This is a genomic window from Pseudoxanthomonas sp. SGT-18, from assembly GCF_003931645.1.
GTDB lineage: Bacteria > Pseudomonadota > Gammaproteobacteria > Xanthomonadales > Xanthomonadaceae > Pseudoxanthomonas.
The window spans coordinates 513,088-539,087 of sequence record NZ_RRYJ01000001.1 but is presented as its reverse complement, the minus strand read 5'-3'; the positions used below and the strand labels follow the sequence as shown (position 1 = coordinate 539,087).

Genomic DNA, 26,000 nt, shown 5'->3' with positions numbered 1-26,000 from the left:
GCCGTGGCCGCCTGGCGCCACCCGGTCCGGAAACGCGAACGCCCCCTTGCGGGGGCGTCCGGGTTCCGGCGCGGAGGCCGGGATGCCTGCCCGGGCTCAGCCCAGCTGGCCGTGGCAGTGCTTGTACTTCTTGCCGCTGCCGCAGGGGCAGGGATCGTTGCGGCCGACCTTCGGCTCCTCGCGCACGACGGTGCCGCCGGCCTGGGCGCCGGCGAGCGCCGCGACCTCGTCCTCGGTGCCGTAGCCTTCCTCCCGGGCGTGCTGGAACTGGGCCTGGCGCAGCGCGGCCTCGGCCTGGGCGCGTTCCTGGGCCTCCAGCGCGGCGACCTCCTCCTCGCTGCGGATCCGCACCCGCGCCAGCAGGCTGATCACCTGGCGCTTGACGTTGTCCAGCATCTCCGAGAACAGCTCGAAGGCCTCGCGCTTGTACTCCTGCTTGGGCTGCTTCTGCGCGTAGCCGCGCAGGTGGATGCCCTGGCGCAGGTAGTCCATGCGCGCCAGGTGCTCCTTCCAGCCCTGGTCGAGCACGGTCAGCATGATGTGCTTCTCCAGCGCGCGCATGGTCTCGCTGCCCAGCTGGCGTTCCTTTTCCTCGAACAGGGCGGCCACCGCCTGTTGCACGTGGCGCTCGACGCCTTCCGCGTCCAGCTCCTCGCTGGACCTGGCCAGGCCCTGCAGGTCCATGCGCAGGCCCAGTTCGCCCTCCAGCGCGGCCTCCAGGCCGGGCAGGTCCCACTGCTCGTCCACCGACTCCGGCGGCACGAAGCGGGTCACCAGCTCGTTGACCACGTCGCCGAGGATGCCGTCGATGTTCTCCTTGACCGAGTCGGCCTCCAGCAGCTCGTCGCGCTGGGCGTAGATGACCTTGCGCTGGTCGTTGTTGACGTCGTCGAAGTCCAGCAGGTTCTTGCGGATGTCGAAGTTGTGGGCCTCGACCTTGCGCTGCGCCTTCTCGATCTGGCGGGTGACCAGGCGGTCCTCGATGACGTCGTCTTCCTTCATGCCCATCATGCGCATCGCCTTCTGCACCCAGTCGGAGGCGAAGATGCGCATGAGGTTGTCTTCCAGCGACAGGTAGAAGCGGGACGAACCCGGGTCGCCCTGGCGGCCGGAGCGGCCGCGCAGCTGGTTGTCGATGCGGCGGCTCTCGTGCCGCTCGGTGCCGATGATGTGCAGGCCGCCGGCGGCCTTGACCTGCTCGTGGCGCTTGCGCCAGTCGGTGCGGACCTTCTCCTTCTCTTCCTCGGACGCGTCCTCGCCCAGCGCCGCCAGTTCGGCTTCCAGCGAGCCGCCGAGCACGATGTCGGTGCCGCGGCCGGCCATGTTGGTGGCGATGGTCACCGCGCCGGGGCGGCCGGCGTGGGCCACGATCTGCGCCTCGCGCTCGTGCTGCTTGGCGTTGAGCACCTCGTGCGGGACGCCGGCCTTGCGCAGGTACTCCGAGAGCATCTCGGAGGTCTCGATCGAGGTGGTGCCGACCAGCACCGGCTGGCCGCGCTTGTGGCAGTCCTGGATGTCGGCCAGCACCGCGCGGAACTTGCCCTGGCGGTTGAGGAACACCTGGTCCGGGTGGTCGACGCGCTGCACCGGGCGGTGGGTCGGGATCACCACCACCTCCAGGCCGTAGATGCTCTGGAACTCGTAGGCCTCGGTGTCCGCCGTGCCGGTCATGCCGGACAGCTTGTTGTACATGCGGAACAGGTTCTGGAAGGTGATGCTGGCCAGCGTCTGGTTCTCGCGCTGGACCGGCACCCCTTCCTTGGCCTCGACCGCCTGGTGCAGGCCGTCGGACCAGCGGCGCCCGGCCAGGGTGCGGCCGGTGAATTCGTCCACGATCACCACCTCGCCATCGCGCACGATGTAGTCCACGTCGCGCTGGAACAGCGCGTGCGCGCGCAGGGCGGCGTTGAGGTGGTGGACCACGGAGAGGTTGTTGGCGCCGTACAGGCTGTCGCCTTCGGAGATGATCCCGGCGCGGCGCAGCAGCTCCTCGGCGTGCTCCATGCCCGCCTCGGACAGGTGCACCTGCTTGCCCTTCTCGTCGACCCAGTAGTCGCCCTCGGCGTCCTCGGTCTCCTGGCGCTTCAGCTGGGGGACGATGCGGTTGACCCGGATGTACAGCTCCGGTGATTCGTCGGCCGGGCCGGAGATGATCAGCGGGGTGCGCGCCTCGTCGATCAGGATCGAGTCGACCTCGTCGACGATGGCGTAGTGGAGGCCGCGCTGGAAGCGGTCCTGCTTCGACAACGCCATGTTGTCGCGCAGGTAGTCGAAGCCGAACTCGTTGTTGGTGCCGTAGGTGATGTCGGCGGCGTAGGCGGCCTTCTTGTCCGAATGCGGCATGCCCGGGTAGACCACGCCGACCGACAGGCCCAGCCAGTTGTACAGGCGGCCCATCCAGGCCGCGTCGCGGCGGGCCAGGTAGTCGTTGACGGTGACCACGTGCACGCCCTTGCCTTCCAGGGCGTTGAGGTAGACCGGCAGGGTCGCCACCAGGGTCTTGCCCTCGCCGGTGCGCATCTCGGCGATCTTGCCCATGTGCAGGACCATGCCGCCGATCATCTGCACGTCGTAGTGGCGCATGCCCAGCACGCGGGAGCTGGCCTCGCGGCAGACGGCGAACGCCTCCGGCAGGATCTTGTCCAGCGGCTCGCCGTTGGCGATGCGCTGCTGGAACTCCGGGGTCTTGGCCTTCAGCTGATCGTCGGAGAGCTTCTGCATCTCCGGCTCCAGGGCGTTGATCCTGGCGACGATACGGTCCAGCTGGCGCAGGAGCCGTTCGTTACGGCTGCCGAAGACACGGGTGAGCAGTTTGTTGATCATCGAAAAGGCCAATTGGGAATGAACGCCGCGGGCGCCGGGGGCGCCGTGGCGCCGGAGCGGTGCCCCGGCCGGCGGCAATTGTTCATTGTAGCTTGGGACGCAGTTGGCCGAACTCAAGCGCCCGTTCGTCGGCCGGTGGCGCCGGCGGCGCAAACGAAAAGGCCCGCCCCCTGGGGGCGGGCCTTGCGGGCGCGGGCCCGGGTCAGCCGCGGCTGCGGCGCGCCACCGGGGCGCGGTTGTTGTCGCCCAGGAACTTGCGCGGGTTGACCACCCGGCCGTTTTCCCACACCTCGAAGTGCACGTGGGCGCCGGTCGAGCGGCCGGTGGAACCGGCCTTGGCCACTTCCTGCCCGGCGCGCACCAGGTCGCCGGCCTTCACCACCAGCCGCGAGTTGTGCGCGTAGCGGGTGACGTAGCCGTTGCCGTGGTCGATCTCCACGGTCTTGCCGTAGCCGTTGCGGGTGGCGGCGAAGCTGACCACGCCGTCGGCCACGGCCATGACCGGGTCGCCGACGTTGGCGTTGAAGTCGATGCCCTTGTGGAACTGGCCGCCGCGGCCGAACGGGTCGGCGCGCCGGCCGAAGCTGGAGGTGATGTAGCTGCGCCGCACCGGCGAGCGCGAGGGCACGGCGTTGGATTCCAGCTGCAGGTCGAACAGCAGCGATTCCATCACCGAGAGCTGACGCCCGGAGGCGGCAAACTGGCGCTCGACCTCGTCCAGCCCCTGCAGCAGTTCTTCCTTCGGCATGTCGCGCGCGATTTCCGCGCCACCCTGGCCAGGCGTGCCCTGGAAGTCGAACTCGCCGTCCTCCAGCTGGCCGGCCTCGGTCAGGCGCTCGCCGAGGGCGTTGAGGCGGTTGGCCTGGGCCTGCAGCTCGCCCAGGCGCGCGGCCAGGGCATTGATTTCCTGCTGGGACTGGCGGCGGATCTGTTCCAGCTCCTGCTGCTGGCGCGCCAGTTCCGAATCGGTATGGGAGGCATTGGCGAGGCCGACCCCGGCACCGGCTCCAAACCCGGCCAGGCCGCCCACCGCCAGAAGGATGCCGGACATCAGGGCCGGGCGCTGCACGCCCCAAGCCTGGATACGGCCCCACAACCCGGCCTTATGGCCCGAAAGCGGGTTCCTTACGATCAGTTTGTAGCTCATGCTTTAGGTATGCCTGATTTGAAGCCCAACGCCCGCAGGGCCACCATTCCGCTTCCCGCGGCCGAAGCCGCGCTGGCGGGCGAAACTGGCGCCCCCCTGCGTCGTGCCCTGTGGCTCGACGCGCTGGACCAGCAGTTGCGTCCCCTGCTGCCCCCCGGTGCGGCAGCCCACTGCAGGCTGGCCAACGTCTCCGGCGAACAGCTCGTTTTTGTCACCGATTCGCCGGTCTGGCGGGCGCGGCTGCGCCTGGCAGAAGCCCAGCTCCTCGATGCGGCCCGGTCCATCGGGCTGAACCCCACTGCAGTCATCCTCAAAACGACCACCGTGCCATTGCATGCGCCAGCGGCGCCCGCAACGTCCCCCTTGGTTTCAGCGACCGCCCTGAAAGCCGTGAGCGACGCATTGGCATCCTTGCGGGATCCCCTTCCGGGAGATCCCGACGGCTCCAAGGGTTGATCCCCATCCTCCCCGGAACCGTCCCCGCCGGATGGCCGCGTTGGTAACGCAACCAACCAGAGGGTCGGGGCATCCTAGCCTCACATTCCGCTCACGTCGTTAGCACTTCGTTAAGAAGTCGTTATCAGCCGGGGCCAGCCCCGTCCGGGTTCACGCTTCGGCCACTTGCATGAAGATTGCACCAGGATGGTGCAAGGAGTCGCGCCGGGCGGCCTGCGACGCCCACGGGCACGCGCCAACCGCACAATGGCTTGCGCGGCAAGGGTTCCGGCGGGAATGGCGGCAGCCCGCGACGCGGCGGGCGGCGGCTCAGGCCAGGGCGGCGGTGCCGTAGGCCAGCGGGGCCTGTGCCCCGGCTTCCTCGAAGCTGACCTTTTCCCAGGCGCTGGCGTCGGCGAGCAGGGCGCGGGCCAGCTTGTTGTTGAGCGCGTGGCCGGACTTGTATCCCTCGTAGGCGCCCAGCACCGGGCCGCCGACCAGGTACAGGTCGCCAATCGCGTCGAGGATCTTGTGGCGGACGAACTCGTCGGCGTAGCGCAGCCCGTCCTCGTTCAGCACCCGGAACTCGTCCAGCACGATGGCGTTGTCCATCGAGCCGCCCAGGCCCAGGTTGAGGTCGCGCATGTATTCAAGGTCGCGCATGAAGCCGAAGGTGCGCGCGCGGGAGATCTCGCGGATGTAGGCCGCGGTGGAGAACTCAAGCACATGGTGCGACTGCTTGGCCGGGATCATCGGGTGGTCGAACTGGATGGTGAAGTCCAGCCGGAACCCGTCGTAGGGCGAGAACCGGGCCACCTTGTCGCCGTCGCGCACTTCCACTTCCTTGAGGATGCGGATGAAGCGCTTGGGTGCGTCCTGTTCCTCGATCCCGGCGGACTGCAGCAGGAACACGAACGGGCCGGAGGAGCCGTCCATGATCGGCAGCTCGGCCGAGGACAGCTCCACGATCATGTTGTCCACGCCCAGGCCGGCGGCCGCCGACATCAGGTGCTCGACGGTCTGGATCTTGGCCTCGCCGCAGGTCAGGCCGGTGCACAGCGTGGTCTCGGTGACCAGGCTGGCGGCCGCGGGCACCTCGACCACCGGGTCCAGGTCGGTGCGGCGGAACACGATGCCATGGTCGACCGGCGCCGGGCGCAGGGTCATGTAGACCTTGTTGCCGCTGTGCAGGCCGACGCCTGTGGCGCGGATCGTGTTCTTGAGGGTGCGCTGCCGGGTCATGGAATGGGAACTGCGACTTCGGGTGGTGGTCGCTTGGCGCGACGAGAATAGCATGCGACCGCATGAACCCCGGCCCAGCGGGGCCGCGGGGAACCCGCATCGGCGCGGTTTTTCAGCGGCTTCCGGTATCCCCGGCGCCGCGGCCGCAAAACCTGCCGGGCCTTGCGGCCCGGCAGCAGTGAGGACACACGGCGCCCCGGCGATGCCACCACGTAGGTGGCACCGGGGCAAGCCCCGGCGGCGGACATGGCGTTCCGCCTTCGGGGGTATTGCTCAGTCGGCCTGGCGGCGCAGGAACGCCGGGATGTCCAGGTAGTCGCTGGGCAGCTCGGCGGCGGCCGGGGTGCTGGCCGGGGCGGCGGCACCGGCGGCGCTGCCGGAACGGCGCAGGCCCAGCACGTTGACCGCGTTGGCGACCGGGTCGGCGTTGAAGCCGTCGTCGATCGGCAGGCCGGTGGTGCCGTCGCGGACCACGCGCATCGGGCGCGGCGCTTCCTGGCGCATGCCCAGGTCGCGGCCGCCGAATTCGCGCTCGCGCACCGGCTGGCGGGCGGCGGCGCGGTTCAGGCCGGTGGCGACCACGGTCACGCGGACCTCGTCCTGCATGTCCGGATCCAGCACGGTGCCGACCACGACGGTCGCGTCCTCGGAGGCGAAGGCCTCGATGGAGCGGCCGATCTCGTCGAACTCGGCCATGGTGAAGTCCGGGCCGGCGGTGATGTTGACCAGGATGCCGTTGGCGCCAGCCAGGTTGACGTCGTCCAGCAGCGGGTTCTGGATGGCGGCCTCGGCGGCGGCCTGGGCGCGGTCGTCGCCGCGGGCCGAGCCGGTGCCCATCATCGCCAGGCCCATCTCGGACATCACGGTGCGCACGTCGGCGAAGTCGACGTTGATCAGGCCCGGGCGCACGATCAGGTCGGCGATGCCCTGCACCGCGCCCTGCAGCACGTCGTTGGCGGCGCGGAAGGCCTGCACCATGGTGGCGTTGCGGCCGAGCACGGTGATCAGCTTCTCGTTGGGGATGGTGATCAGCGAGTCGCAGTGCTGGCTCAGTTCCTCGATGCCCTTGAGCGCCACCTGCATGCGGCGGCGGCCTTCGAACGGGAACGGCTTGGTGACCACGGCCACGGTCAGGATGCCCATCTCCTTGGCCAGCTGCGCCACCACCGGCGCGGCGCCGGTGCCGGTGCCGCCGCCCATGCCGGCGGTGATGAACACCATGTCCGCGCCTTCCAGCGCGGCGATGATCTGCTCGCGGTCCTCCAGCGCGGCCTGGCGGCCGACCTCCGGGTTGGCGCCCGCGCCCAGACCCTTGGTGACGTTGCTGCCGAGCTGCAGCTGCAGCTTGGCGCCGCAGTTCTTGATCGCCTGCGAGTCGGTGTTGGCGATGATGAATTCAACGCCGTCGACGCTGCTGTTGACCATGTGCGCGACCGCGTTGCCGCCGCCGCCGCCGACGCCGATGACCTTGATCACCGCGTTTGGAGCCATCTTCTCGATCAGTTCAAAGCATGCCATGTCCGTTGTCCTCTAGTGGAGCCGTGATTGGTGATTCGGGATTCGTGGTTCGATGAATCCACCCTCGCCTTCTCCGGCGTTCTTCTTGGTTTTCTTGTCCGCGTGGTCGATCCGCATCCACCGAGCCGCCACGCCCGTTACTGCCAGTTACCTTCTGCCTTCCCTTCCGCTTTCCTGCCGTACTTCTTCCGCTCTGCTTCCAAACCAACAACCCGCGCTGTTACCAATCACGGATCACCAATCCCGGACCCCGGCCCTCAGAACTCCCCCCGGTACCAGTTGCGCAGCTTCTTCAGGAAGCTGCCGGCGCGGCCGCTGGGCAGCGAGGGCCGCCGCGGATGCTCGATCTGGCTGCCCATCAGCAGCAGGCCCACGCCGGTGGCATGCACGGGGTTGCCCACCACCTCGCCCAGGCCGGAGACGTGCTGCGGGATGCCGATGCGCACCGGCATCTGCAGCATTTCCTCGGCCAGCTCGATCACGCCTTCCATCTTCGAAGCGCCACCGGTCAGGACCATGCCCGCACGCACCAGCTCCTCGAAACCGGAGCGGCGCAGCTCAGCCTGGACCATCTCGAAGATTTCCTCGTAGCGACCCTGCACCGCCTGCGCCAGCGAGGCGCGCGGCATGCGCCGCGGCGGACGGTCGCCAACCGACGGCACCTGGATGCTTTCCTCGGCGGTGGCCAGCTGGGCCAGGGCGCAGCCGTAGCGCACCTTGATCTGCTCGGCCTCCGGGGTCGGGGTGCGCAGCATGTGCGCGATGTCGTTGGTGACGTGGTCGCCGGCGATCGGCAGCGAGGCGGTATGGCAGATCGCGCCCTGCACGAACACCGCGATGTCGGTGGTGCCGGCGCCCATGTCGACCAGGACCACGCCCAGCTCGCGCTCGTCGGCGGTCAGCACCGCCACCGAGGAGCCCAGCGAGGACAGGATCAGGTCGTCCACCTGCAGGCCGCAGCGCTGCACGCACTTGGTGATGTTCTGCGCCGCCGACTGCGCGCAGGTCACCAGGTGCGCGTGCACCTCCAGGCGCACGCCGGTCATGCCGACCGGGTTGCGGATGCCCTCCTGGGAGTCGTCCAGCACGTACTCGCGCGGGATCGCGTGCAGGATGCGCTGGTCGGCCGGGATCGCCACCGCCTTGGCCGCGTCGAGCACCCGGTCCAGGTCCTGCCAGGTCACCTCGCCCTCGCGGATCGGGACGATGCCCGGCGAGTTCTTGCACTGCACGTGGTTGCCGGAGATCGAGGCGTACACCGAGCGGATCTCGCAGCCGGCCATCAGCTCGGCCTCCTCGACCGCGCGCTGGATCGACTGCACGGTGGACTCGATGTCGACCACCACGCCGCGCTTGAGCCCGCGCGACTCGTGCGAGCCGATGCCGATCACCTCGATCGGGTTGCCCGGCGAATACTCGCCCACCAGCGCCACCACCTTGGAGGTGCCGATGTCGAGGCCGACGATGAGGGACTTGTCGCCTTTGCGGTTCATGTACTGCTCGCCTGTGCTGCCTGCGTCCGCGCGGCCAGGGCCCGCGGGAGCGCAGAAGGAGGATGGGAAGAGGTACGCGGCTGTCCCCACGCGAGGGTGAAGCCGTTGGTGTAGCGGAGGTCGGCGCGCTCCAGCGGGCGCGCCTGGCCGGCGAGCAGCTGCGGCAGCACACGGGCGAAGCGCTGCAGGCGCGCCTGCGCGTCGTCGCGGCCGACCAGCACCTCGGTGCCGTTGTCCAGCGCCAGCGACCAGCTGCCGCGCGCGTCCACCGCGACGTGGGTGACGTGGTAGCCCAGCGGCGCGAACAGCGACTGGCTCTGCGTATAGACCTCGACCACGTCCGCGGTGCGCGCGTCCGGGCCGTCCAGGTGCGGCAGGCGCGCATCGGCCAGGTCGGCCGGGCGCGGGAACAGGTGGCCGCGCTCGGAAAGCATGCGGTCCTCGCCCCAGTGCGCGAACGGCCGGTGCTCGACCACGCTCACCTCCAGCACGTCCGGCCACTGCTTGCTCACGTGGGCGCTCTCCACCCACGGCAGGCGTTCCACCGCCCGCTGCGCGTCCTCCAGCCGCACCGCGAAGTAGCCGGCGCGCGCGTACGGCGCCACCGCCGCGCGCAGCTGCTCGGCCTGCACCCGCTCGAACTGCCCGGTCACGCGCAGCCGCGACAGCGGCCAGCGCTCGGCGCCGACCCAGCCGTTGAGCACGGCCACCACCGGCAGCGCGACCAGCGCCAGCGCCAGCAGCCAGGCGCAGATGCGCAGCAGGGCGTTCATGCGGAAGACCTCCGGTCTTCCGTGGGATTCGGGATTGGGGATTGGGGATTCGAAAAAGCAACAGCCACGCGAAGCCGGGCCGACAGACGGCCAGCACGGCGCGACGCCGCTTCCACGAATCCCCAATCCCGGATCACGAATCCCGGCTTTTTCATACCGTCTGCTCCAGGATCCGCCAGCACAGTTCCTCGAAGCCGATGCCCAGCTGGGCCGCGGCCTTGGGCACCAGCGAGTGGCTGGTCATGCCCGGTGCGGTGTTGACCTCCATCAGCATGAAGCGGCCGTCGGCGTGGCGCATGACGTCCACCCGGCCCCAGCCGCTGCAGCCGGCGGCGCGGAAGCCTTCCAGCGCCAGGGCGCGGATCTGCGCTTCCTCCCCGCCCTGCAGGCCGGGGCACAGGTACTGGGTGTCCTCGGCGATGTACTTGGCGTGGTAGTCGTACCAGCCGGAGGCCGGGACGATGCGGATGCTGGGCAGGGCCACCTCGCCGAGGATGCCCACGGTGTACTCGCCACCGGTCAGCATCTGCTCGGCCAGCAGCTCGCCCTCGTAGCCGGCGGCGAATTCCAGCGCCGGCGCCAGCTCATCCTCCGAGCGGATCGGGAACACGCCGACGCTGGAACCTTCGCAGGAAGGCTTCACGAACACCGGCAGGCCCAGCTCGCGCACCGCGGCGGCCAGGTCGCCGCCGGCGGGGATGCGCACGAAGCGCGCGGTCGGCAGGCCGGCGGCGATCCACAGCAGCTTGGTGCGGATCTTGTCCATGGTCAGCGCGCTGCCCAGCACGCCGGGGCCGGTGTACGGCACGCCCAGCCCCTGCAGCAGGCCCTGGACCACGCCGTTCTCGCCGTCGCCGCCGTGCAGGATGTTGAACACGCGGTCGAAGCGCTCCTGCGCCAGGGCCTCCACCAGCGCGGGGATGCCGTCCACCGGCTGCGCGTCGATCCCGCGGGCGCGCAGCGCCTCCAGCACGTTGCTGCCGGAATTCAGCGAGACCTCACGCTCGGAGCTGGTACCGCCCATCAGCACGGCGACGCGGCCGAACACGGCCGGGTCGGCGAAGCGCGGCGGCGGCAGGGCGATCGCGCTCATGCCTTGCCTCCCTTGCCGGTGAAGCCCTCGGCCGCCACCTGCTGGGCGATGTAGCCGATGTCGCCGGCGCCCATCATCAGCAGCAGGTCGCCGTCCTGGAGCACGTCCGGCAGGACCTCGCGCAGCTCGGCCGCGCGCCCCACCACCACCGGCTCGCTGCGGCCGCGGGCACGGATGGCGCGGGCCAGGGCGCGCGAATCGGCGCCGGGGATCGGCTGCTCGCCTGCCGGGTAGACCTCGCTGAGCACCAGCGCGTCGGCTTCCGACAGCACCGCGGCGAAGGCATCGAACTGGTCGCGGGTGCGGGTGTAGCGGTGCGGCTGGAACGCCACCACCAGGCGCTTGTCCGGCCAGCCGCCGCGCGCGGCGGCGAACACCGCGGCCAGTTCGCGCGGATGGTGGCCGTAGTCATCGACCACCCTCACCTTCGCCCCGGAGGCAGTGGTGACCTCGCCCAGGTCGTTGAAGCGGCGGCCGATGCCGGCGAACTTCTCCAGCGCCGCCGCGATCGCCTGCGGCGCCACGCCCAGCTGCCAGCCGACCGCGGCCGCGGCCAGCGCGTTGAGCACGTTGTGCCGGCCCGGCAGGGCCAGGCTCACCGGCACGCTCACGCCCTCCGGCAGGCGCAGGGTGAAGCGCATGCGCGCGCCTTCCTGGACGATGTCCTCGGCGCGCACGTCGGCATTCTCGGCGGTGCCGTAGGTCATCACGTGGCGCGGGGTTTCCGCGGCCAGGCTGGCCACTTCCGGATCGTCGATGCACAGCACCGCCAGGCCGTAGAACGGCAGGCGCTGCAGCAGCTCGGCGAAGGCCGAGCGCAGGCGCGCGAAGTCGCCGCCGTAGTTCTCCAGGTGGTCGGCGTCGATGTTGGTGATCACCGCGATCAGCGGGTTCAGGCGCAGGAAGCTGCCGTCGCTCTCGTCGGCCTCGGCCACCAGCCACTGGCCGCCGCCCAGCTTGGCGTTGGCGCCGGCCGCCAGCAGCTGGCCGCCGATCACGAAGGTCGGATCCAGCCCGCCTTCGCTCAGCACCGCCGCGGTCAGCGAGGTGGTGGTGGTCTTGCCGTGGGTGCCGGCGACGGCGATGCCACGGCGGAAGCGCATCAGTTCGGCCAGCATCGCCGCGCGCGGCACCACCGGGATGCGCTGGCTGCGCGCCTCCATCAGCTCGGGGTTGTCCTCGCGGATGGCGGAGGACACCACCACGCAGTCGGTGCCCAGTACGTTGGCGGCCGAGTGGCCGCGCACGATGCGCGCGCCCAGGCCGGCCAGGCGCCGGGTGGCGGCGTTCTCGGCGGCGTCCGAACCGGACACCTCGTAGCCCAGCGTCAGCATCACTTCGGCGATGCCGCTCATGCCGGTGCCGCCGATGCCGACGAAGTGCACGCGCGGGAACGCGCGCACCAGGTTGTCGGTGTCGTGGAGGCGGCGGATCATGCGGAAACTCCAGGGGATCGGGGGGAAGGAAGGGCCTCTTCGAGCACGATCCCGGCGATGTGCCGGGCGGCATCGGGACGGGCCAGGCCGCGCGCGGCCACGGCCATGGCCAGGCGGCGCTGCGGATCGGCGGCCAGCGCGCGCAGCGCCGACTCCAGGTTCGCGGCCAGGCCCTCGCCCTGCTTGAACAGCAGCGCGGCGCCGTGCTCGACCAGGTATTCGGCGTTGCGGGTCTGGTGGTCGTCCACCGCGGCGGCGAACGGCACCAGCACGCTGCCCACGCCGGCGGCGCACAGTTCGGCCAGGGTCGAGGCGCCGGCGCGGCACACCACCAGGTCGGCCCAGGCGTAGGCCGCGGCCATGTCGGCAATGAACGCCTCCACGCTGGCCTGCACGCCTGCGGCGGCGTAGGCCGCATGGGCCTCCTCGCGCAGGCGCTCGCCGCACTGGTGGCGCACCTCGATGGCCACGTCGGCCAGCGCCGCCAGCGCCACCGGCACCGCCTCGTTGAGCGCGCGCGCACCCTGGCTGCCGCCCAGCACCAGCAGGCGCAGCGGGCCGCTGCGGCCGGCCAGGCGCTGCTGCGGTTCCGGCAGCGCGGCGATCGCCTCGCGCACCGGGTTGCCGACCACTTCCTCGCGCGCGAACGCGCCGGGGAAGCCGGACAGGGTGCGGCGCGCCAGGCGCGCCAGCACGCGGTTGGTCATGCCGGGCGCGCGGTTCTGTTCGTGCACCAGCAGCGGGATGCCGGCCAGGCGCGCGGCCAGGCCGCCGGGGCCGGAGGCGAAGCCGCCGAAGCCGATCACCGCGCGCGGACGGCGGCGGCGCAGCACCGTGCTGGCGGCGCGCACCGCGCGCAGCAGGCGCAGCGGCGCGGCCAGCAGGGTGGCCCCGCCCTTGCCGCGCACACCGGCCACCGGCAGGGTGTCGATCTGGATGTCGTGTTGCGGCACCAGGCGCGTCTCCATCGCGCCGGCTGCACCCAGCCAGGTCACCGGCACGCCCATGGCGCGCAGCTCATGGGCCACGGCCAGCGCCGGGAAGATGTGGCCGCCGGTGCCGCCAGCCATCAGCATGACCGGGCGCTCCTGCGCGGGAACATGCACGGCGCCGCTCATGCGAAGCCTCCGAAGGTCGGTTCCACGCGCGAGGTGCCGCGGCCGCCGGCCGGGGTGGCGCGCGGGGTGGTGCGCGGCGGCGCCGGGCGCGCGGCCAGCGGTGCGGAAGGCGTCGCCGGGGCGTCCGCGGCGGCCACCGGCACGATCGATTCCGGACGCAGGCGCGCCACCTGGCGCTCGGCGCGCTCCAGCTCGTAGGAGACGCGCAGCAGCAGGCCGATCGCCGCGCAGGTCATCATCACGCTGGAGCCGCCGGAGGAGATCAGCGGCAGGGTCAGGCCCTTGGTCGGCAGCAGGCCCAGGTTCACGCCGATCGAGACGAAGCTCTGCATGCCCAGCCACAGGCCGACGCCGAAGGCGATGTAGCCGGCGAAGTGGCGGCGCATCTCCACGCACTTCATGCCGATGTACAGGGCGCGGCCGACCAGCAGCACGTACAGGCCGATGACGCCGCACACGCCGACGAAGCCCAGCTCCTCGGCGATGACCGAGAAGATGAAGTCGGTATGCGCCTCCGGCAGGTAGTTGAGCTTCTGCACCGAGGCGCCCAGGCCCACGCCGAACCACTCGCCGCGGCCCACGGCCATCAGCGCGTTGGACAGCTGGTAGCCGGCGCCGAGCTGGTCCTGCCACGGATCCATGAACGAGGTGATGCGGCGCAGGCGGTACGGCTCGATGATCGCGATCGCCACCAGCGCCGGCAGCAGCACCAGGATGGGCGCGGACATGCGCGGCAGGTTGACCCCGCCCAGCACCAGCATGCCGGCGGTGATGCCCAGCAGCAGGGTGGCCGAGCCGAAGTCCGGCTGCGCCAACAGCATGCCGACCAGCAGCACCGCCACGCCCAGCGGCTTGAGCATCGCCGGCCAGGTGGCGTTGACCTCGTCGCGGAAGCGCACCAGGTAGCTGGCCAGCCACACGATGTAGATGACCTTCACCGCCTCGACCACCTGGAAGCGCGAGATGCCCAGGTTGATCCAGCGGCGCGCGCCGTTGACGCTCACGCCCAGCCCCGGCAGCCACGGCAGCAGCAGCAGCAGGAAGCAGCACAGCAGCAGCTGCTGGTTGTACTTCTCCACCAGCTTCAGCTCGGTGCGCATGGCCACCACCGCCAGCACCGCGCCGATCATCACGAACAGCACGTGCCTGACCAGGTAGTGGAACGGCCCCGCGCCCAGGTTCTCGGCGATGGCGATCGAGGCCGAGGCGACCATCACCACGCCCAGGCTGCCGAGCGCCAGCACGGCGAAGCACAGCCACGGGTCGTAGCGGCCGCCGATGGCCTCCAGCCGGGTCGCCTGGCGGGACAGGTCGTTCATCAGCGCACCTTCAACGTCGCCAGGCCGACCAGGACCAGCACCACCGAGATGATCCAGAAGCGCACGATCACGCGCGGCTCCGGCCAGCCCTTGAGCTCGAAGTGGTGGTGGATGGGCGCCATGCGGAACACGCGCTTGCCGGTGAGCTTGAAGCTGGCGACCTGGATCATCACCGACAGGGTCTCGATGACGAAGATGCCGCCCATCACCACCAGCACCAGTTCCTGGCGCACGATCACCGCGATGGTGCCGAGCACGGCGCCCAGCGCCAGCGCGCCGATGTCGCCCATGAACACCATCGCCGGGTAGGTGTTGAACCAGAGGAAGCCCAGGCCCGCGCCGGCGATCGCCGCGCAGATGATCACCAGCTCGCCCGCGCCCGGCACCTGCGGGATCTGCAGGTAGTTGGCGAACACGGCGTGGCCGGAGGCGTAGGCGAACACGCCAAGGCCCACGGCCACCAGCACGGTGGGCATGATCGCCAGGCCGTCCAGGCCGTCGGTCAGGTTGACCGCGTTGGAGAAGCCCACGATCCAGAAGTAGGCGATGGCCACGAACGAGATGCCCACCAGCGGCAGCGCGATCGACTTGAACAGCGGCACGTAGAAGGTGGTGGCCGCCGGCACGTCGGCATACAGGTACAGGTAAAGGCCGGCGGCCAGGCCGAAGACCGACTGCAGCAGGTACTTCCAGCGCGACTTCAGGCCGTTGGGATCGCGCTTGACGATCTTGATCCAGTCGTCGTACCAGCCGATCGCGCCGAAGGCCAGCATCACCAGCAGCACGGTCCACACGTACTTGTTGCGCAGGTCGCCCCACAGCAGGACCGACAGCATCACCGTGATCAGGATCAGGGCGCCGCCCATGGTCGGGGTGCCGGCCTTGGAGAAGTGCGACTGCGGGCCGTCCTTGCGGATCGGCTGGCCGCCCTTGAGCTGGCCGAGCTTGCGGATTACCGCCGGGCCCAGCCACAGCGACAGGAACAGCGCCGTCAGCGCAGCGAGGATGCCGCGGAAGGTCAGATAGGCGAACAGCCCGAAGAAGTTCTCCAGGCCCTGCAGCCAGCGCGCCAGTTCAAGCAGCATGCGTAGCGTCTCCCTGCGCCAGCAGCGCGTTCACGATCCGGTCCATCGCGCTGCCGCGCGACCCTTTCACCAGCACCCGCAGGCGCCGTCCTTCGGCGCCGGCCGCATCCGCCGGCGCGCGAGCCGCCAGGTCCGCGGCGATGGCCGCCGCAAGCGCCTGGTGGCTGTCGAAATGGCGGCCTTCCGCGCCGAAGGCACGCGCGGCATGGGCGCTCAGTTCGCCCAGCGCATACAGCCGGGCGATGCCGGCCTGGCGCGCGCGCAGGCCGGCGTCGGCATGCAGCGCCGCGGCCTCCGGGCCCAGCTCGCGCATGTCCCCCAGCACCAGCCAGGCCTCGTCGCCGCTGGCGGCCAGGGCGTCGATCGCCGCGGCCACCGAGCCGGGGTTGGCGTTGTAGCTGTCGTCCACCAGCACCACCCCGCCCGCCAGGCCATGCGCGACCTGGCGGCCGGCCACCGGCCGCGCCTGCGCCAGGCCCTCGGCGATCGCCGCCAGCGGCACGCCGCAGGCCAGGCCGATCGCGGCGGCGGCCAGCGCGTTGCGCACGTTGTGGCGGCCCGGCAGCGCCAGCTCGATCGCGGCCTCGCCCTGTGGCGTGGCCAGCACGAAGCGGCTGCCCTCCGCGCCCACCTGGACCTCGCGCGCGGTCACCTCGGCGCTGGCGTCCAGGCCGAAGCGCAGCAGGCGGCGGCCGGTTTCGGCGGCGCGCACCACCTGCTGCTCGAACCAGGCACCGAAGGCATCGTCGGCGTTGACCACCGCGGTGCCGCCGGCCGGCAGCGCGGCGTAGATCGCGCCCTTGGTGGTGGCCACGCCCAGCAGGTCGCCCATCCGCTCCAGGTGGGCCGGGGCGATGTTGTTGACCACGGACACGTCCGGGCGGGCGATGTCGGTCAGGTAGGCGATGTCGCCCGGCTTGCCGGCGCCCATCTCGTAGATGGCGAAGTCGGCGTCCTCCGGGGCGTCGATCACCGCCAGCGGCAGGCCGATCTCGTTGTTGCGGTTGCCCGGGTTGGCGTAGGCGTGGCCGGCCTGCCGGAGCACCGACAGCACCAGGGTCTTCACGCTGGTCTTGCCGTTGCTGCCGGTGATGGCCACCACCTTCGCATCGCGGCCGCGCTGCATGCCGGCTGCGATCCGCGCCAGCGCAAGCTCGCTGTTCTCGACCAGCACCTGCGGTGCATCAACGTCCAGCAGGCGTTCGACCAGCAGCGCGACCGCGCCGCGCGCCAGGGCGTCGGCGGCGAAGTCGTGGCCGTCGAAGCGCTCGCCGCGCAGGGCCAGGTACAGGCTGCCGGGCTGCAGCGCGCGGGTGTCGTGGACGATGGCGTCGACGGCCGCGTCCGGGCCGTGCAGCTCGCCGCCGGCCCAGTGCGCGAGCAGGGAAAGCGGGGTGCGCTTCATGCCTGCACCTCCGCCGCGCTCCACGCGTCCAGGGCGGCGCGCGCCACCTCGGTATCGTCAAAGGGATGCCGCACGCCGGCGATCTCCTGGTAAGGCTCGTGCCCCTTGCCGGCGACCAGGACCACGTCCTGTGCGCCGGCCCGGGCGATGGCGCGGGCGATGGCCTGCGCGCGGTCGCGCTCCACCTGCACCGCTTCGGGCGCGGCGAAGCCGGCCATGATCCCGGCGACGATCGCGTCGCCATCCTCGCCGCGTGGGTTGTCGTCGGTGACGATGACCTGGTCGGCGTACCGTTCGGCGATGCGCGCCATCATCGGGCGCTTGCCGCGGTCGCGCTCGCCGCCGCAGCCGAACACGCAGGCCAGCCGCGCGCCGGCATGCGCGCGCAGGCTGGACAGCGCCTGCTCCAGCGCGTCGGGGGTGTGGGCGTAGTCGATCACCACCAGCGGGCGCACGCCGTCGCCGCCGAGGCGGTTCATGCGCCCGGCCACCGGCTGCAGCCGCGACAGGACCGCGGCCACGCCCGCCGCGCCGTCGCCCAGCGCGTGCAGCACGCCGCCCACCGCCAGCAGGTTGTCGACGTTGAACCTGCCCAGCAGCGGCGACCGTACCGGGTACGCCTCGTGGCCGTCGTACAGTTCGAAGCCGATGCCGCGCGCGTCGAACTGCAGCGCGCGCGCCTGCAGGCTCGCATCCTCGCGGCCGCGCGAACTGACCCCGACCACGCGCACCCCGGCCGGAAGCCGCGCGGCCAGCGCCCGCGCGTAGTCGTCGTCCAGGTTCAGCACCGCGGCCTTGAGCCCCTCGCGGAAGAACAGCTTCGACTTGGCCGCGCCGTAGCTGGCCATGTCGCCGTGGTAGTCGAGGTGGTCGCGGGTGAGGTTGGTGAACACCGCCACGTCGTAGTGCACGCCGTCCACCCGGCCCTGGTCCAGGGCATGCGAGCTGACCTCCATCGCCACCGCCTCGGCGCCGGCGTCGCGCAGCTCGCCCAGCAGGGCGTGCATGTCCAGCACCAGCGGCGTGGTGAAGCCGGTCGGTCGCACCTGCCCGTGCAGGCCGGCGCCCAGGGTGCCGATGCTGCCGGCGCGCAGGCCGCGCTGGTGCCAGGCCTGGGCCAGCAGCTGCACGGTGGACGTCTTGCCGTTGGTGCCGGTGACCCCGACCATGGCCATCGCGTGCGAGGGATGGCCGTGGAACAGGTCGGCCATCGCGCCCAGGCGCGAGCGCAGGCCCGGCACCGGGATCGCGTCCTCCGGCGCGGGGGATTCGGCCGGGGCCGGCGGTTCGAACAGGATCGCCGCGGCGCCCGCCTCGCGCGCCTGCGCGGCGAAGGCCAGGCCGTGGGTGCCGAAGCCGGCGATCGCCACGAAGGCATCGCCCGGGCGTACCTTGCGGCTGTCCATCACCAGCCCGGAAACGGCGATGTCGCGCGGCAGCGCGACGTCGGGCAGCAGGCGCGACAGGAGCATGGAGCGGCTCATGGCAGCCCCCCGGTGCCGGACATCGCCGGTGGCAGGGTCGGGTCCTCGGCGCCCGGGTCGTCGATCGCCTCCGGCAGCGGCGGCAGCGCCGCCTGGCGCTTGGCCTCGCCCTTGGCCTGCGCCGCCAGCCAGGTCTCGATGTCGTCCGGCGGCACGTCCATCACCCGCAGCGCGTCTTCCATCACCGCGCGGAACACGGGGCCGGAGACCAGGCCGGCGTAGTAGGAGCCGGCCTGCGGGTCGTTGATCACGACCACGGTGGCGAAGCGCGGGTTGGACGCCGGAACCAGTCCGGCGAAGGTGGTGGTGTAGCGGCGCGAATAGCCGCCGGCGGCGGCCTGGCGCGCGGTGCCGGTCTTGCCGGCGACGTGGTAGCCGAGGATCGCGGCCTGGGTGGCGGTGCCGCCCGGCTCGGTCACGGTCTGCATCATGCGCACGACCTGGTCGGCGATTTCCGGCGGCACCACCTGGCGCGGCTCGTTGATCTGGCCCTTGACGAAGGTCGGGGTGATCAGGCGGCCGTGGTTGCCCAGCGCGGCATAGGCCTGCGCGATCTGCAGCGGCGTGACCGACAGGCCATAGCCGTAGGACATGGTGGCCTTGGTCAGGCCGTCCCAGCGCGCCGGCGGGCGCAGCACGCCGGCGGCCTCGCCCGGGAAGCCGCTGCGCGGCGGGCTGCCGAAGCCGAAGCCGCGCACGAAGTCGTAGAAGTACTGGTCGCTCAGCTGCTGCGACAGCATCACCGCGCCCAGGTTCGAGCTCTTGGTGATGATGCCGGTGACGTCCAGCACGCCGTAGTTGCGGTGGTCGCGGATGGTGAAGCGGCCCAGGCCCATGTAGCCGGGGCTGGTGTCGAACTTGGTGCCCGGATGCACCTTGCCGGCGGCCAGCGCCGCGGCCGCGGTGATCGGCTTCATGGTCGAGCCCGGCTCGATCAGGTCGGTGACCACGCGGTTGCGGCGGCTGTCCGGGTTGCCGGTGACCGCGTTGGGGTTGTAGCTGGGCAGGTTGACCATCGCCAGCACTTCGCCGGTGGCCACGTCCAGCACCACCGCCGAGCCGCTGGCGGCCTTGTGCTGGTCCAGCGCGTGGCGCAGCTCGCGGTAGGCGAGGAACTGGATGCGGCGGTCGATGCTCAGCACCAGGTCCTTGCCCGGCTCGGCCGGGCGCACCAGGTCGATGTTCTCGACGATGCGGCCGTGGCGGTCGCGGATCACGCGCTTGGCGCCGGGCTTGCCGCGCAGCCATTCGTCGAACGCCAGCTCCAGGCCTTCCTGGCCGCGGTCGTCGATGTTGGTGAAGCCCAGCACGTGGGCCATCGCCTCGCCCTGCGGGTAGAAGCGGCGGAACTCGCGCTGCGAAGCCACGCCCGGGATGTTGTGGGCGAGGATCGCCTTGGCCTGGTCCGGGTTGATCCGGCGCTTGAGGTAGACGAACTCCTTGTCCGCGCGCTGGGACAGGCGCGTGGTCAGCTGGTCCAGCGGCACGTCCAGGGCCTTGGCCAGCTCCGGCAGGCGCTCGGGGTAGCGCAGCAGCTCCTGCGGGTTGGCCCAGATCGACTCCACCGGGGTGGACACCGCCAGCGGCTCGCCGTTGCGGTCGGTGATCATGCCGCGCGAGGTCGGGATCGGGATCTCGCGCACGAAGCGCGCCTCGCCCTGGCGCTGGTAGAACTCCGCGTCCACCAGCTGCACCCAGGCCGCACGGCCGACCAGCGCCACCGAGCACAGGCCCAGGGCGACGCCGACCAGCAGCATCCGGCCCCGCAGGTTGAACGGGGCGCGGTTGCGGTTCCGGACCGGGCGGCGCTCGCTCATGGGCGCACCACCACGATGTCCTCGGCCTCGGGGAACTTCATGCCCAGGCGCTCGCGCGCGACCTGGTCGATGCGGTTGGCCTGGGCCCAGGTCGCCTGCTCCAGCTGCAGGCGGCCGAATTCGATGTTGAGCTCGTCGCGCTGCCGCTCCAGCCGGGTCAGCTCGACGAACAGCTGGCGGTGGCGGTAGCGCTCGTAGACCACGGCGATGCCGGTGGCGACCGTGGCCAGCAGCAGGATGGCGACCAGGAAGCGGGTCATGCCGCGCGCCTCCCCTGCCCGTCCAGCTTCTCGGCCACGCGCAGCACCGCGCTGCGCGCGCGCACGTTCACCTGCAGCTCTTCCTCGCCGGCGCGGATCGCGCCGCCCAGGGCGGCCAGCGCCGGCACGAACGCCTGCGCCTCCGGCAGCCGGCGGTTGGCCGGCGGGGCCTTGGCATGGCGGGCGATGAACTGCTTGACCATGCGGTCTTCCAGCGAGTGGAAGCTGATCACCGCCAGCCGCCCGCCCGGGCGCAGCGCGGCCAGGGCCGCGTCCAGCCCGGCCTCCAGGTCGGCCAGCTCGCGGTTGATGTGGATGCGGATGGCCTGGAAGCTGCGGGTCGCCGGGTGGCTCCTGTCCTTGCCGCGCGGCACCACGCCGGCGATCAGGTTCGCCAGCTGCGCGGTGCGGGTGATCGGCTCCTGCGCGCGCGCGGCCACGATCGCACGGGCGATGCGCCGGCTCTGCTTCTCCTCGCCATAGGTCCACAGGACCTCGGCGATCTCGCGCTCGTCGGCGCGCGCCAGCCACTCGGCAGCACTCTCGCCCGAGTCGGGGTCCATGCGCATGTCCAGTGGGCCGTCCTTGCCGAAGGAAAAGCCGCGCTCGGCCACGTCCAGCTGCGGCGAGGACACGCCCAGGTCCAGCAGGATGCCGTCCAGCTCGCGCGCCTCGTCCCACTGCGCCATGCCGGCGAAGCTGCCGCGGCGGATCGACACGCGCGGATCGCCACCGAAGCCGGCCTCGGCCACCGCGATCGCTTCGGGATCCTTGTCCATCAGCAGCAGGCGGCCTCCCGGACCGAGTCGCTCCAGCACGCCGCGCGCATGGCCGCCGCGACCGAAGGTGCCGTCCAGGTAGCGGCCATCGGGCAACACGCGCAGGCCCTCCAGTACCTCGGCGAACAGCACCGGCAGATGTGCCGCCGGCGCCGACGGGTCCGCAGGGTGGCCGGGCTGCGCAGTCCGCATCCGGTCCCCCGCCATCACAACCTCAGGTCGAGCATGTGCTCGCTCAGGTCCTCGTCGGACAGGGTCCGCTGGATCTGGGCGTGGTGTGCCTGCTCGCTCCACAGTTCGAACTTGTCGCCCATGCCCAGCAGTACCGCCTTCTTCTCGATGCCGACCGCCGCGCGGTGGCTGGCGGGAATGGAAATGCGGCCATTGCCGTCCAGCTCCACCGGGGTGGCGGCGCCGACCAGCTTCAGCTGCAGCTGGCGGTGCGCGGCGCGGGTGCTGGGCAGCTTGTTGACCTCGTCGCGCACCCGCTCCCACTCCTTGTACGGGTACAGGTAGAGCGAGCCGGCCTCGAACGGGTTGTAGGTGATCACCAGGCGGTTGCCGCACTCGCGCGCGACCAGGTCACGGTAGGCCGTGGGAATGGCCACCCGTCCCTTGTCGTCCACTGTGATGGCGGTCTCGCCTTGGAACACTTCGCTACCCGCATCGGCTGCTGGGGCTATCCACGGAAAACCACGAAACTCCCGGTTTTCCCACTGGCGCCCACCTTAGCACCGCCAACAGGGTTGTCAACAGGCTGTGGAGCGCGAAATCGCCTGTCGCGTCAATGGCTTGCGAAGATGTTCACAGACAAGTTCAAGGGTTTTCCACAAGTCGCTGTTTAGTCTCAAATTTTGAGATTGGGCGGTTTGCGGGACCTGTTAAGGCCGCGTGGAGCCCTGATGGCCGGCCGGCATACGCCCCGGTGCGGAAACCGGGCAATTTGCGCGAATTGCGCAAGGCAGGCATCCCAGGCGATGGGATGCCTGCTCCGGGGGACGGAAAGGTAGGGGGCATCAGACATGGCCCCGCCCCCGGACAGGAGGCGGGGCGGGATGGGGGCGGAGCCGGCCGATAAGCCGGGTTCTGTCGTGGACAGTCATTCCTCTAGGCGCCGCGTCACCGCGACGCTCAAGCAACCTACCCGGAGACACCGCGGGCCACGGCATCGTCTCCCTATTTGGTCTTGCTCCCGGTGGGGTTTGCCGTGCCGGCCTGTTGCCAGGCTCGCGGTGCGCTCTTACCGCACCGTTTCACCCTTGCCTGATCCCTTCGCCCTTGCGGGCTCCGGGCCATCGGCGGTCTGCTCTCTGTTGCACTTTCCGTCGGCTCGCGCCGCCCAGGCGTTACCTGGCACCGTGCCCTGTGGAGCCCGGACTTTCCTCGGCATGCTTGCGCATGACGCGACTGTCTGGCCGACTCCGCGGGGACGTATTCTACGGCTTCGCCGTACGAATACCCCACGCTTTGCTGAAGCAAAGCGCGGGCCCCGCGAATCTTCACCTCCAATCCCCCGCCGCTGCCGCGGCGGCCCCCTTACCAAGGGGGCCTGGGGCGAACGGAGCGGTGGCAAGGAGGGGCGTACATGCATATGTGTACCCGGCCGGGGGGCGTGCAGCGGGGTAACCCGGTTCCGGAGCGCCGCGGCTCCGCCCGGAGCCGGCGACTTGCGGCCGCTCCTCCAGCCCTGCACGCAGCCGCGGCTTACTCCCCGGGGCCGGCGCCGTAGAGCGCCTTGCGCGGTGCGCCGGTGATCTCCGCGGCCAGCTTGGCCGCGGTCGATGGCGGCAGCTGCCTGGCCAGGATGGCGTGGACGCGGCGACCTTCGGCCAGCCTGGCGTCGGCATCCTCGCCCACGCCCTGCACCACCAGCACGAACTCGCCCTTGCGCTGGTCCGGATCGTCCTGCACCCGCCGGTGCAGCTCGGCCAGGGTGCCGTCGAGCACGGTCTCGAACAGCTTGGTCAGTTCCCGCGCCAGCACCGCCGGACGCTCCTCGCCGAAAGCCTGGCGCAGGTCGGCCAGCGACTCCTCGATCCGGTGCGAGGACTCGTAGAACACCAGGGTGCGCGGCTCCCCGGCCAGCGCCGCCAGGCGCTCGCGGCGGGCGCTGGCCTTGGCCGGCAGGAAGCCCTCGAAGGCGAAGCGGTCGCTGGGCAGCCCGGCCACGCTCAGCGCGGCAATCAGCGCCGAGGGCCCTGGCACCGGGCTGACCTTCACCCCGGCCGCGCGCGCGGCGCGCACCAGGCGGAACCCCGGATCGCTGACCAGCGGCGTGCCGGCATCGCTGACCAGGGCCAGCGACTCGCCGGCCAGCAGCCGCGCCACCAGGCGCTCGGCCATCTGCTGCTCGTTGTGCTCGTGCAGCGCGACCAGCGGCGTGGAAATGCCGAAGTGCGCCAGCAGCTGGCCGCTGCGGCGGGTGTCCTCGGCGCAGATCGCCGCCACCTCGCGCAGCACCTGCTGCGCCCGCGGCGAAAGATCGCCGAGGTTGCCGATGGGCGTGGCGACGACATGCAGGGTGGCGGCGGGCATCACGGGTCCGGGCAGCGGGGGAAAGGTAGAATCCTAAGCCCTTTCCGAACCGCCTCCGGCCCAACGGATGGATATGCCGATTCCCGCGACGTCGAAGTCCCCGTCCTTCCGCCCGCGCCTGCTCGCCACCGGCCTGGCCGCGCTGCTGGCCGCCGGTTGCGCCAGCGTCCCGGCCACCACCTCCGCGCCGGAGCATGCCGCGGCCCTCGCCCTGCTGGAGCAGGGACAGGCCCGCGAAGCCGCGACCCGGCTGGAGGCGCAGGCGCAGGCCGCCAGCGGCGCCCGCCGCGAGGCCCTGCTCGCCGATGCCGCCTTCGCCTGGCACGAGGCCGGCGACGCGGCGCGCGCGCGCAGCCTGCTGGCCCAGGTCGACGCGCGCAGGGTGGCCGGCGCCAGCCGCGGCCGCCTGGCCCTGCTTGGCGCCGAACTGGCCATCCAGGACGGACGCCCGGCCGAGGCCGCCGCCGCGCTGGCCGGCGGCGATCCGGCCACGCTGCCGGCGGCGCTGCAGCCGCGCTGGCAGCTGGCCCGCGCGGCCGCGCTGGAGGCAGGCAACGACGCGCGCGGCGCCGCCGCGGCGCGCGCCCGCGCCGACGCCGGCCTGGCCGGCGAGGCGCGGCTGGAGAACCGCCGCCAGATCGACCGCCTGCTGGGCACGCTGGACGACGCCGGCCTGGGCGCATTCGCCGCCGCGCTGCCGGCCGGCGATCCGCTGTACAAGTTTGCCGCCCGGGCCATGGTGCAGCGCGGCCTGCCGCTGCCGCGCCCGCTGGATCCGGGCGAGGGCTGGAATTTCGACTCGCGCCCGCCGGCCGCCGCCGACGGCTACCGCCCGCCGCGCCGCCTGGCGGTGCTGCTGCCGCTGAGCGGACCGCTGGCCACCGCCGCCGCGCCGGTGCGCGATGGCCTGCTGGCCGGCTACTACGGCGAAACCCGGCAGCGCCCGGAGGTCGTGTTCTACGACACCGCCGGCACGCCCGCCGGCGCCCAGGCGGCCTATGCGCGCGCGGTGGCCGAGGGCAGCGACTTCGTGGTCGGGCCGCTGGGCCGCGACGAGGTCGGCGCGGTGTTCCGCGGGCAGGCACTGGAAGTCCCGAGCCTGGCGCTGAACCGCGGCGACGCGCCGCCGCCGCCGGGCCATGCGATGTTCTCGCTGGCGCCGGAGGACGATGGCCTGGCGGCCGCGGACTACCTGCTGGCGCGCGAGCGCCGCAACGTGCTGGTGCTGGCGGGCACCGACGAGAACGCGCTGCGCGCGGTGGAAGCCTTCCGCAGCCGGCTGGCCGACCGCGGCGGCCACATCGCCGCCACCCTGTCGGTGGGCGAGCAGCCGGGCGACCTTGGTGCCGCCCTGGTCGAGGCCGCGGCCGCCGGCGCGGACAGCGTGTTCCTGGCGGTGCGCGGCCCGCAGGCGCGGGCGCTGGCGCCGCAGCTGGCGCTGGCCGGGTTCGCTGCGCGCACCCGGGTCGGCACCTCGCAGCTGGCCTCCGGCACCGGTCGCGCCGAGGAGGACGCGGTGCTCGACGGCATCGTCTATCCCACCGAGGCCTGGGCGACCCGCGGCACCACCGGCCTGCCCGGCGCCAGCCGCGCGGCGGAGATGCTGCCGACCGCACGCGGCCCGGCCGCGCGCCTGTTCGCCTTCGGCTACGACGCCTGGCGCATCAGCGCCTACCTGGAAAGCCTGCTGTCCGGCACCAACGGCCAGCTGCGCGGCGCCACCGGCGACCTGCGCCTGGATGGCTTCGGCAACGTGGTGCGGCAGCCGGCCTGGGCCACCTTCAGCGGCGGCCAGCCGGTCCCGCTGGGGAACTGAGGCCGGCCCCATGCGGCGCCCAGGGACGGGCTCCGGACAGGTCGACCGCCGCGCCCGCGGTGCCCAGGTGGAGGCCGCGGTGCGGACGCGGCTGGAAGCCGCCGGCCTGCGTACGCTGGACCGCAATGTCGGCTACCGCGGCGGCGAGCTCGACCTGGTGATGCGCGACGGCGCCACCGTGGTGTTCGTCGAGGTGCGCTACCGCGCCGGCTCCGCCTTCGGTGGCGGCTTGGCCTCGGTCGATGCCGGCAAGCGCCGGCGCCTGGTCCGCGCCGCGCAGCTGTACCTGGCCGGCCATCCACGGCTGGCGGACTGCCCCTGCCGCTTCGACGTGGCCGAGGCCAGCGGCGATCCGGCGGCGCCCTCGATCCGCTGGCTCAAGGATGCGTTCCGCGCGGACGATGCCTGAGCCGCCATGCCTG

At 71.7% G+C, this 26,000-nt stretch carries 21 protein-coding genes and 1 other RNA gene; 3 read left to right on the top strand and 19 right to left on the bottom strand.

All coding sequences use genetic code 11. The features are described from left to right. Positions 1-96: 96 nt before the first annotated feature. Positions 97-2,823, bottom strand: coding sequence for a preprotein translocase subunit SecA (gene secA, locus EIM47_RS02410; protein WP_125075988.1), 2,727 nt, complete (start codon positions 2,821-2,823; stop codon positions 97-99). A gap of 202 nt (positions 2,824-3,025) precedes the next feature. Then, positions 3,026-3,970, bottom strand: a complete 945-nt coding sequence (locus tag EIM47_RS02405) for a M23 family metallopeptidase (protein WP_125075985.1) — start codon at positions 3,968-3,970, stop codon at positions 3,026-3,028. A 9-nt stretch (positions 3,971-3,979) separates the two neighbouring features. Here EIM47_RS02405 and EIM47_RS02400 point away from each other — a divergent pair, with 9 nt between their 5' ends. Further along, the gene (locus EIM47_RS02400; protein ID WP_125075984.1) at positions 3,980-4,426 is read left to right on the top strand and encodes a DUF721 domain-containing protein; all 447 of its coding nucleotides are present in this window, start codon (positions 3,980-3,982) and stop codon (positions 4,424-4,426) included. A gap of 309 nt (positions 4,427-4,735) precedes the next feature. On the opposite strand, the gene lpxC is transcribed toward EIM47_RS02400, so the two are convergent. The 17 genes from lpxC to rsmI all read right to left on the bottom strand — a co-directional run bounded on the left by lpxC (position 4,736) and on the right by rsmI (position 23,762). Next, a complete protein-coding gene (lpxC, locus tag EIM47_RS02395; protein ID WP_019398557.1) occupies positions 4,736-5,647 on the bottom strand; it encodes a UDP-3-O-acyl-N-acetylglucosamine deacetylase in 912 nt (303 codons plus the stop codon). Positions 5,648-5,920: 273 nt separating this feature from the next. Continuing rightward, complete coding sequence (gene ftsZ, locus EIM47_RS02390; protein WP_019398558.1) at positions 5,921-7,165, bottom strand: cell division protein FtsZ; 1,245 nt, start codon at positions 7,163-7,165, stop codon at positions 5,921-5,923. Between the two features lie 257 nt (positions 7,166-7,422). Beyond that, positions 7,423-8,658, bottom strand: coding sequence for a cell division protein FtsA (gene ftsA, locus EIM47_RS02385; RefSeq protein ID WP_019398559.1), 1,236 nt, complete (start codon positions 8,656-8,658; stop codon positions 7,423-7,425). Continuing rightward, entirely contained in the window at positions 8,655-9,431 is a 777-nt protein-coding gene (locus EIM47_RS02380) for a cell division protein FtsQ/DivIB (protein WP_125075982.1), read from the bottom strand. The genes ftsA and EIM47_RS02380 overlap by 4 nt, the downstream gene beginning before the upstream one ends. A 151-nt stretch (positions 9,432-9,582) precedes the next feature. After that, complete coding sequence (locus EIM47_RS02375; protein ID WP_125075980.1) at positions 9,583-10,524, bottom strand: D-alanine--D-alanine ligase; 942 nt, start codon at positions 10,522-10,524, stop codon at positions 9,583-9,585. Beyond that, positions 10,521-11,960, bottom strand: coding sequence for a UDP-N-acetylmuramate--L-alanine ligase (gene murC / locus EIM47_RS02370; protein ID WP_019398562.1), 1,440 nt, complete (start codon positions 11,958-11,960; stop codon positions 10,521-10,523). Before murC ends, EIM47_RS02375 begins: the two co-directional genes overlap by 4 nt. Further along, a complete protein-coding gene (gene murG, locus EIM47_RS02365; protein WP_125075978.1) occupies positions 11,957-13,078 on the bottom strand; it encodes an undecaprenyldiphospho-muramoylpentapeptide beta-N-acetylglucosaminyltransferase in 1,122 nt (373 codons plus the stop codon). The genes murC and murG overlap by 4 nt, the downstream gene beginning before the upstream one ends. Beyond that, entirely contained in the window at positions 13,075-14,397 is a 1,323-nt protein-coding gene (gene ftsW, locus EIM47_RS02360) for a putative lipid II flippase FtsW (RefSeq protein WP_019398564.1), read from the bottom strand. Before ftsW ends, murG begins: the two co-directional genes overlap by 4 nt. Beyond that, positions 14,397-15,482 (bottom strand): phospho-N-acetylmuramoyl-pentapeptide-transferase, encoded by a 1,086-nt coding sequence (mraY, locus tag EIM47_RS02355; protein ID WP_019398565.1) that lies wholly within the window; start codon positions 15,480-15,482, stop codon positions 14,397-14,399. The genes ftsW and mraY overlap by 1 nt, the downstream gene beginning before the upstream one ends. Beyond that, on the bottom strand, positions 15,472-16,887 hold the full coding sequence (gene murF, locus EIM47_RS02350; protein ID WP_028915947.1) for a UDP-N-acetylmuramoyl-tripeptide--D-alanyl-D-alanine ligase: 1,416 nt from the start codon (positions 16,885-16,887) through the stop codon (positions 15,472-15,474). The genes mraY and murF overlap by 11 nt, the downstream gene beginning before the upstream one ends. Then, the gene (locus EIM47_RS02345; RefSeq protein ID WP_026010510.1) at positions 16,884-18,371 is read right to left on the bottom strand and encodes a UDP-N-acetylmuramoyl-L-alanyl-D-glutamate--2,6-diaminopimelate ligase; all 1,488 of its coding nucleotides are present in this window, start codon (positions 18,369-18,371) and stop codon (positions 16,884-16,886) included. The genes murF and EIM47_RS02345 overlap by 4 nt, the downstream gene beginning before the upstream one ends. Next, positions 18,368-20,188: a penicillin-binding protein 2 gene (locus EIM47_RS02340; protein ID WP_019398568.1), complete on the bottom strand. Its 1,821-nt coding sequence runs from the start codon at positions 20,186-20,188 to the stop codon at positions 18,368-18,370. Before EIM47_RS02340 ends, EIM47_RS02345 begins: the two co-directional genes overlap by 4 nt. Further along, positions 20,185-20,448, bottom strand: coding sequence for a cell division protein FtsL (ftsL, locus tag EIM47_RS02335; RefSeq protein ID WP_019398569.1), 264 nt, complete (start codon positions 20,446-20,448; stop codon positions 20,185-20,187). Before ftsL ends, EIM47_RS02340 begins: the two co-directional genes overlap by 4 nt. Beyond that, positions 20,445-21,419 carry a 16S rRNA (cytosine(1402)-N(4))-methyltransferase RsmH gene (rsmH, locus tag EIM47_RS02330; RefSeq protein ID WP_019398570.1) on the bottom strand — a complete coding sequence of 325 codons (975 nt, stop codon included), beginning with the start codon at positions 21,417-21,419 and terminating at the stop codon, positions 20,445-20,447. The genes ftsL and rsmH overlap by 4 nt, the downstream gene beginning before the upstream one ends. A gap of 14 nt (positions 21,420-21,433) precedes the next feature. Then, complete coding sequence (gene mraZ / locus EIM47_RS02325; RefSeq protein ID WP_019398571.1) at positions 21,434-21,880, bottom strand: division/cell wall cluster transcriptional repressor MraZ; 447 nt, start codon at positions 21,878-21,880, stop codon at positions 21,434-21,436. Between the two features lie 406 nt (positions 21,881-22,286). Beyond that, an RNA gene (rnpB, locus tag EIM47_RS02320) (RNase P RNA component class A) lies at positions 22,287-22,650 on the bottom strand. Between the two features lie 281 nt (positions 22,651-22,931). Beyond that, on the bottom strand, positions 22,932-23,762 hold the full coding sequence (gene rsmI / locus EIM47_RS02315; protein ID WP_125075974.1) for a 16S rRNA (cytidine(1402)-2'-O)-methyltransferase: 831 nt from the start codon (positions 23,760-23,762) through the stop codon (positions 22,932-22,934). A 73-nt stretch (positions 23,763-23,835) separates the two neighbouring features. Here rsmI and EIM47_RS02310 point away from each other — a divergent pair, with 73 nt between their 5' ends. Both EIM47_RS02310 and EIM47_RS02305 read left to right on the top strand, forming a co-directional pair. Next, entirely contained in the window at positions 23,836-25,578 is a 1,743-nt protein-coding gene (locus tag EIM47_RS02310; RefSeq protein WP_084220894.1) for a penicillin-binding protein activator, read from the top strand. 10 nt (positions 25,579-25,588) lie between these two features. Then, positions 25,589-25,987, top strand: a complete 399-nt coding sequence (locus EIM47_RS02305; RefSeq protein WP_019397180.1) for a YraN family protein — start codon at positions 25,589-25,591, stop codon at positions 25,985-25,987. Positions 25,988-26,000: the final 13 nt, after the last annotated feature.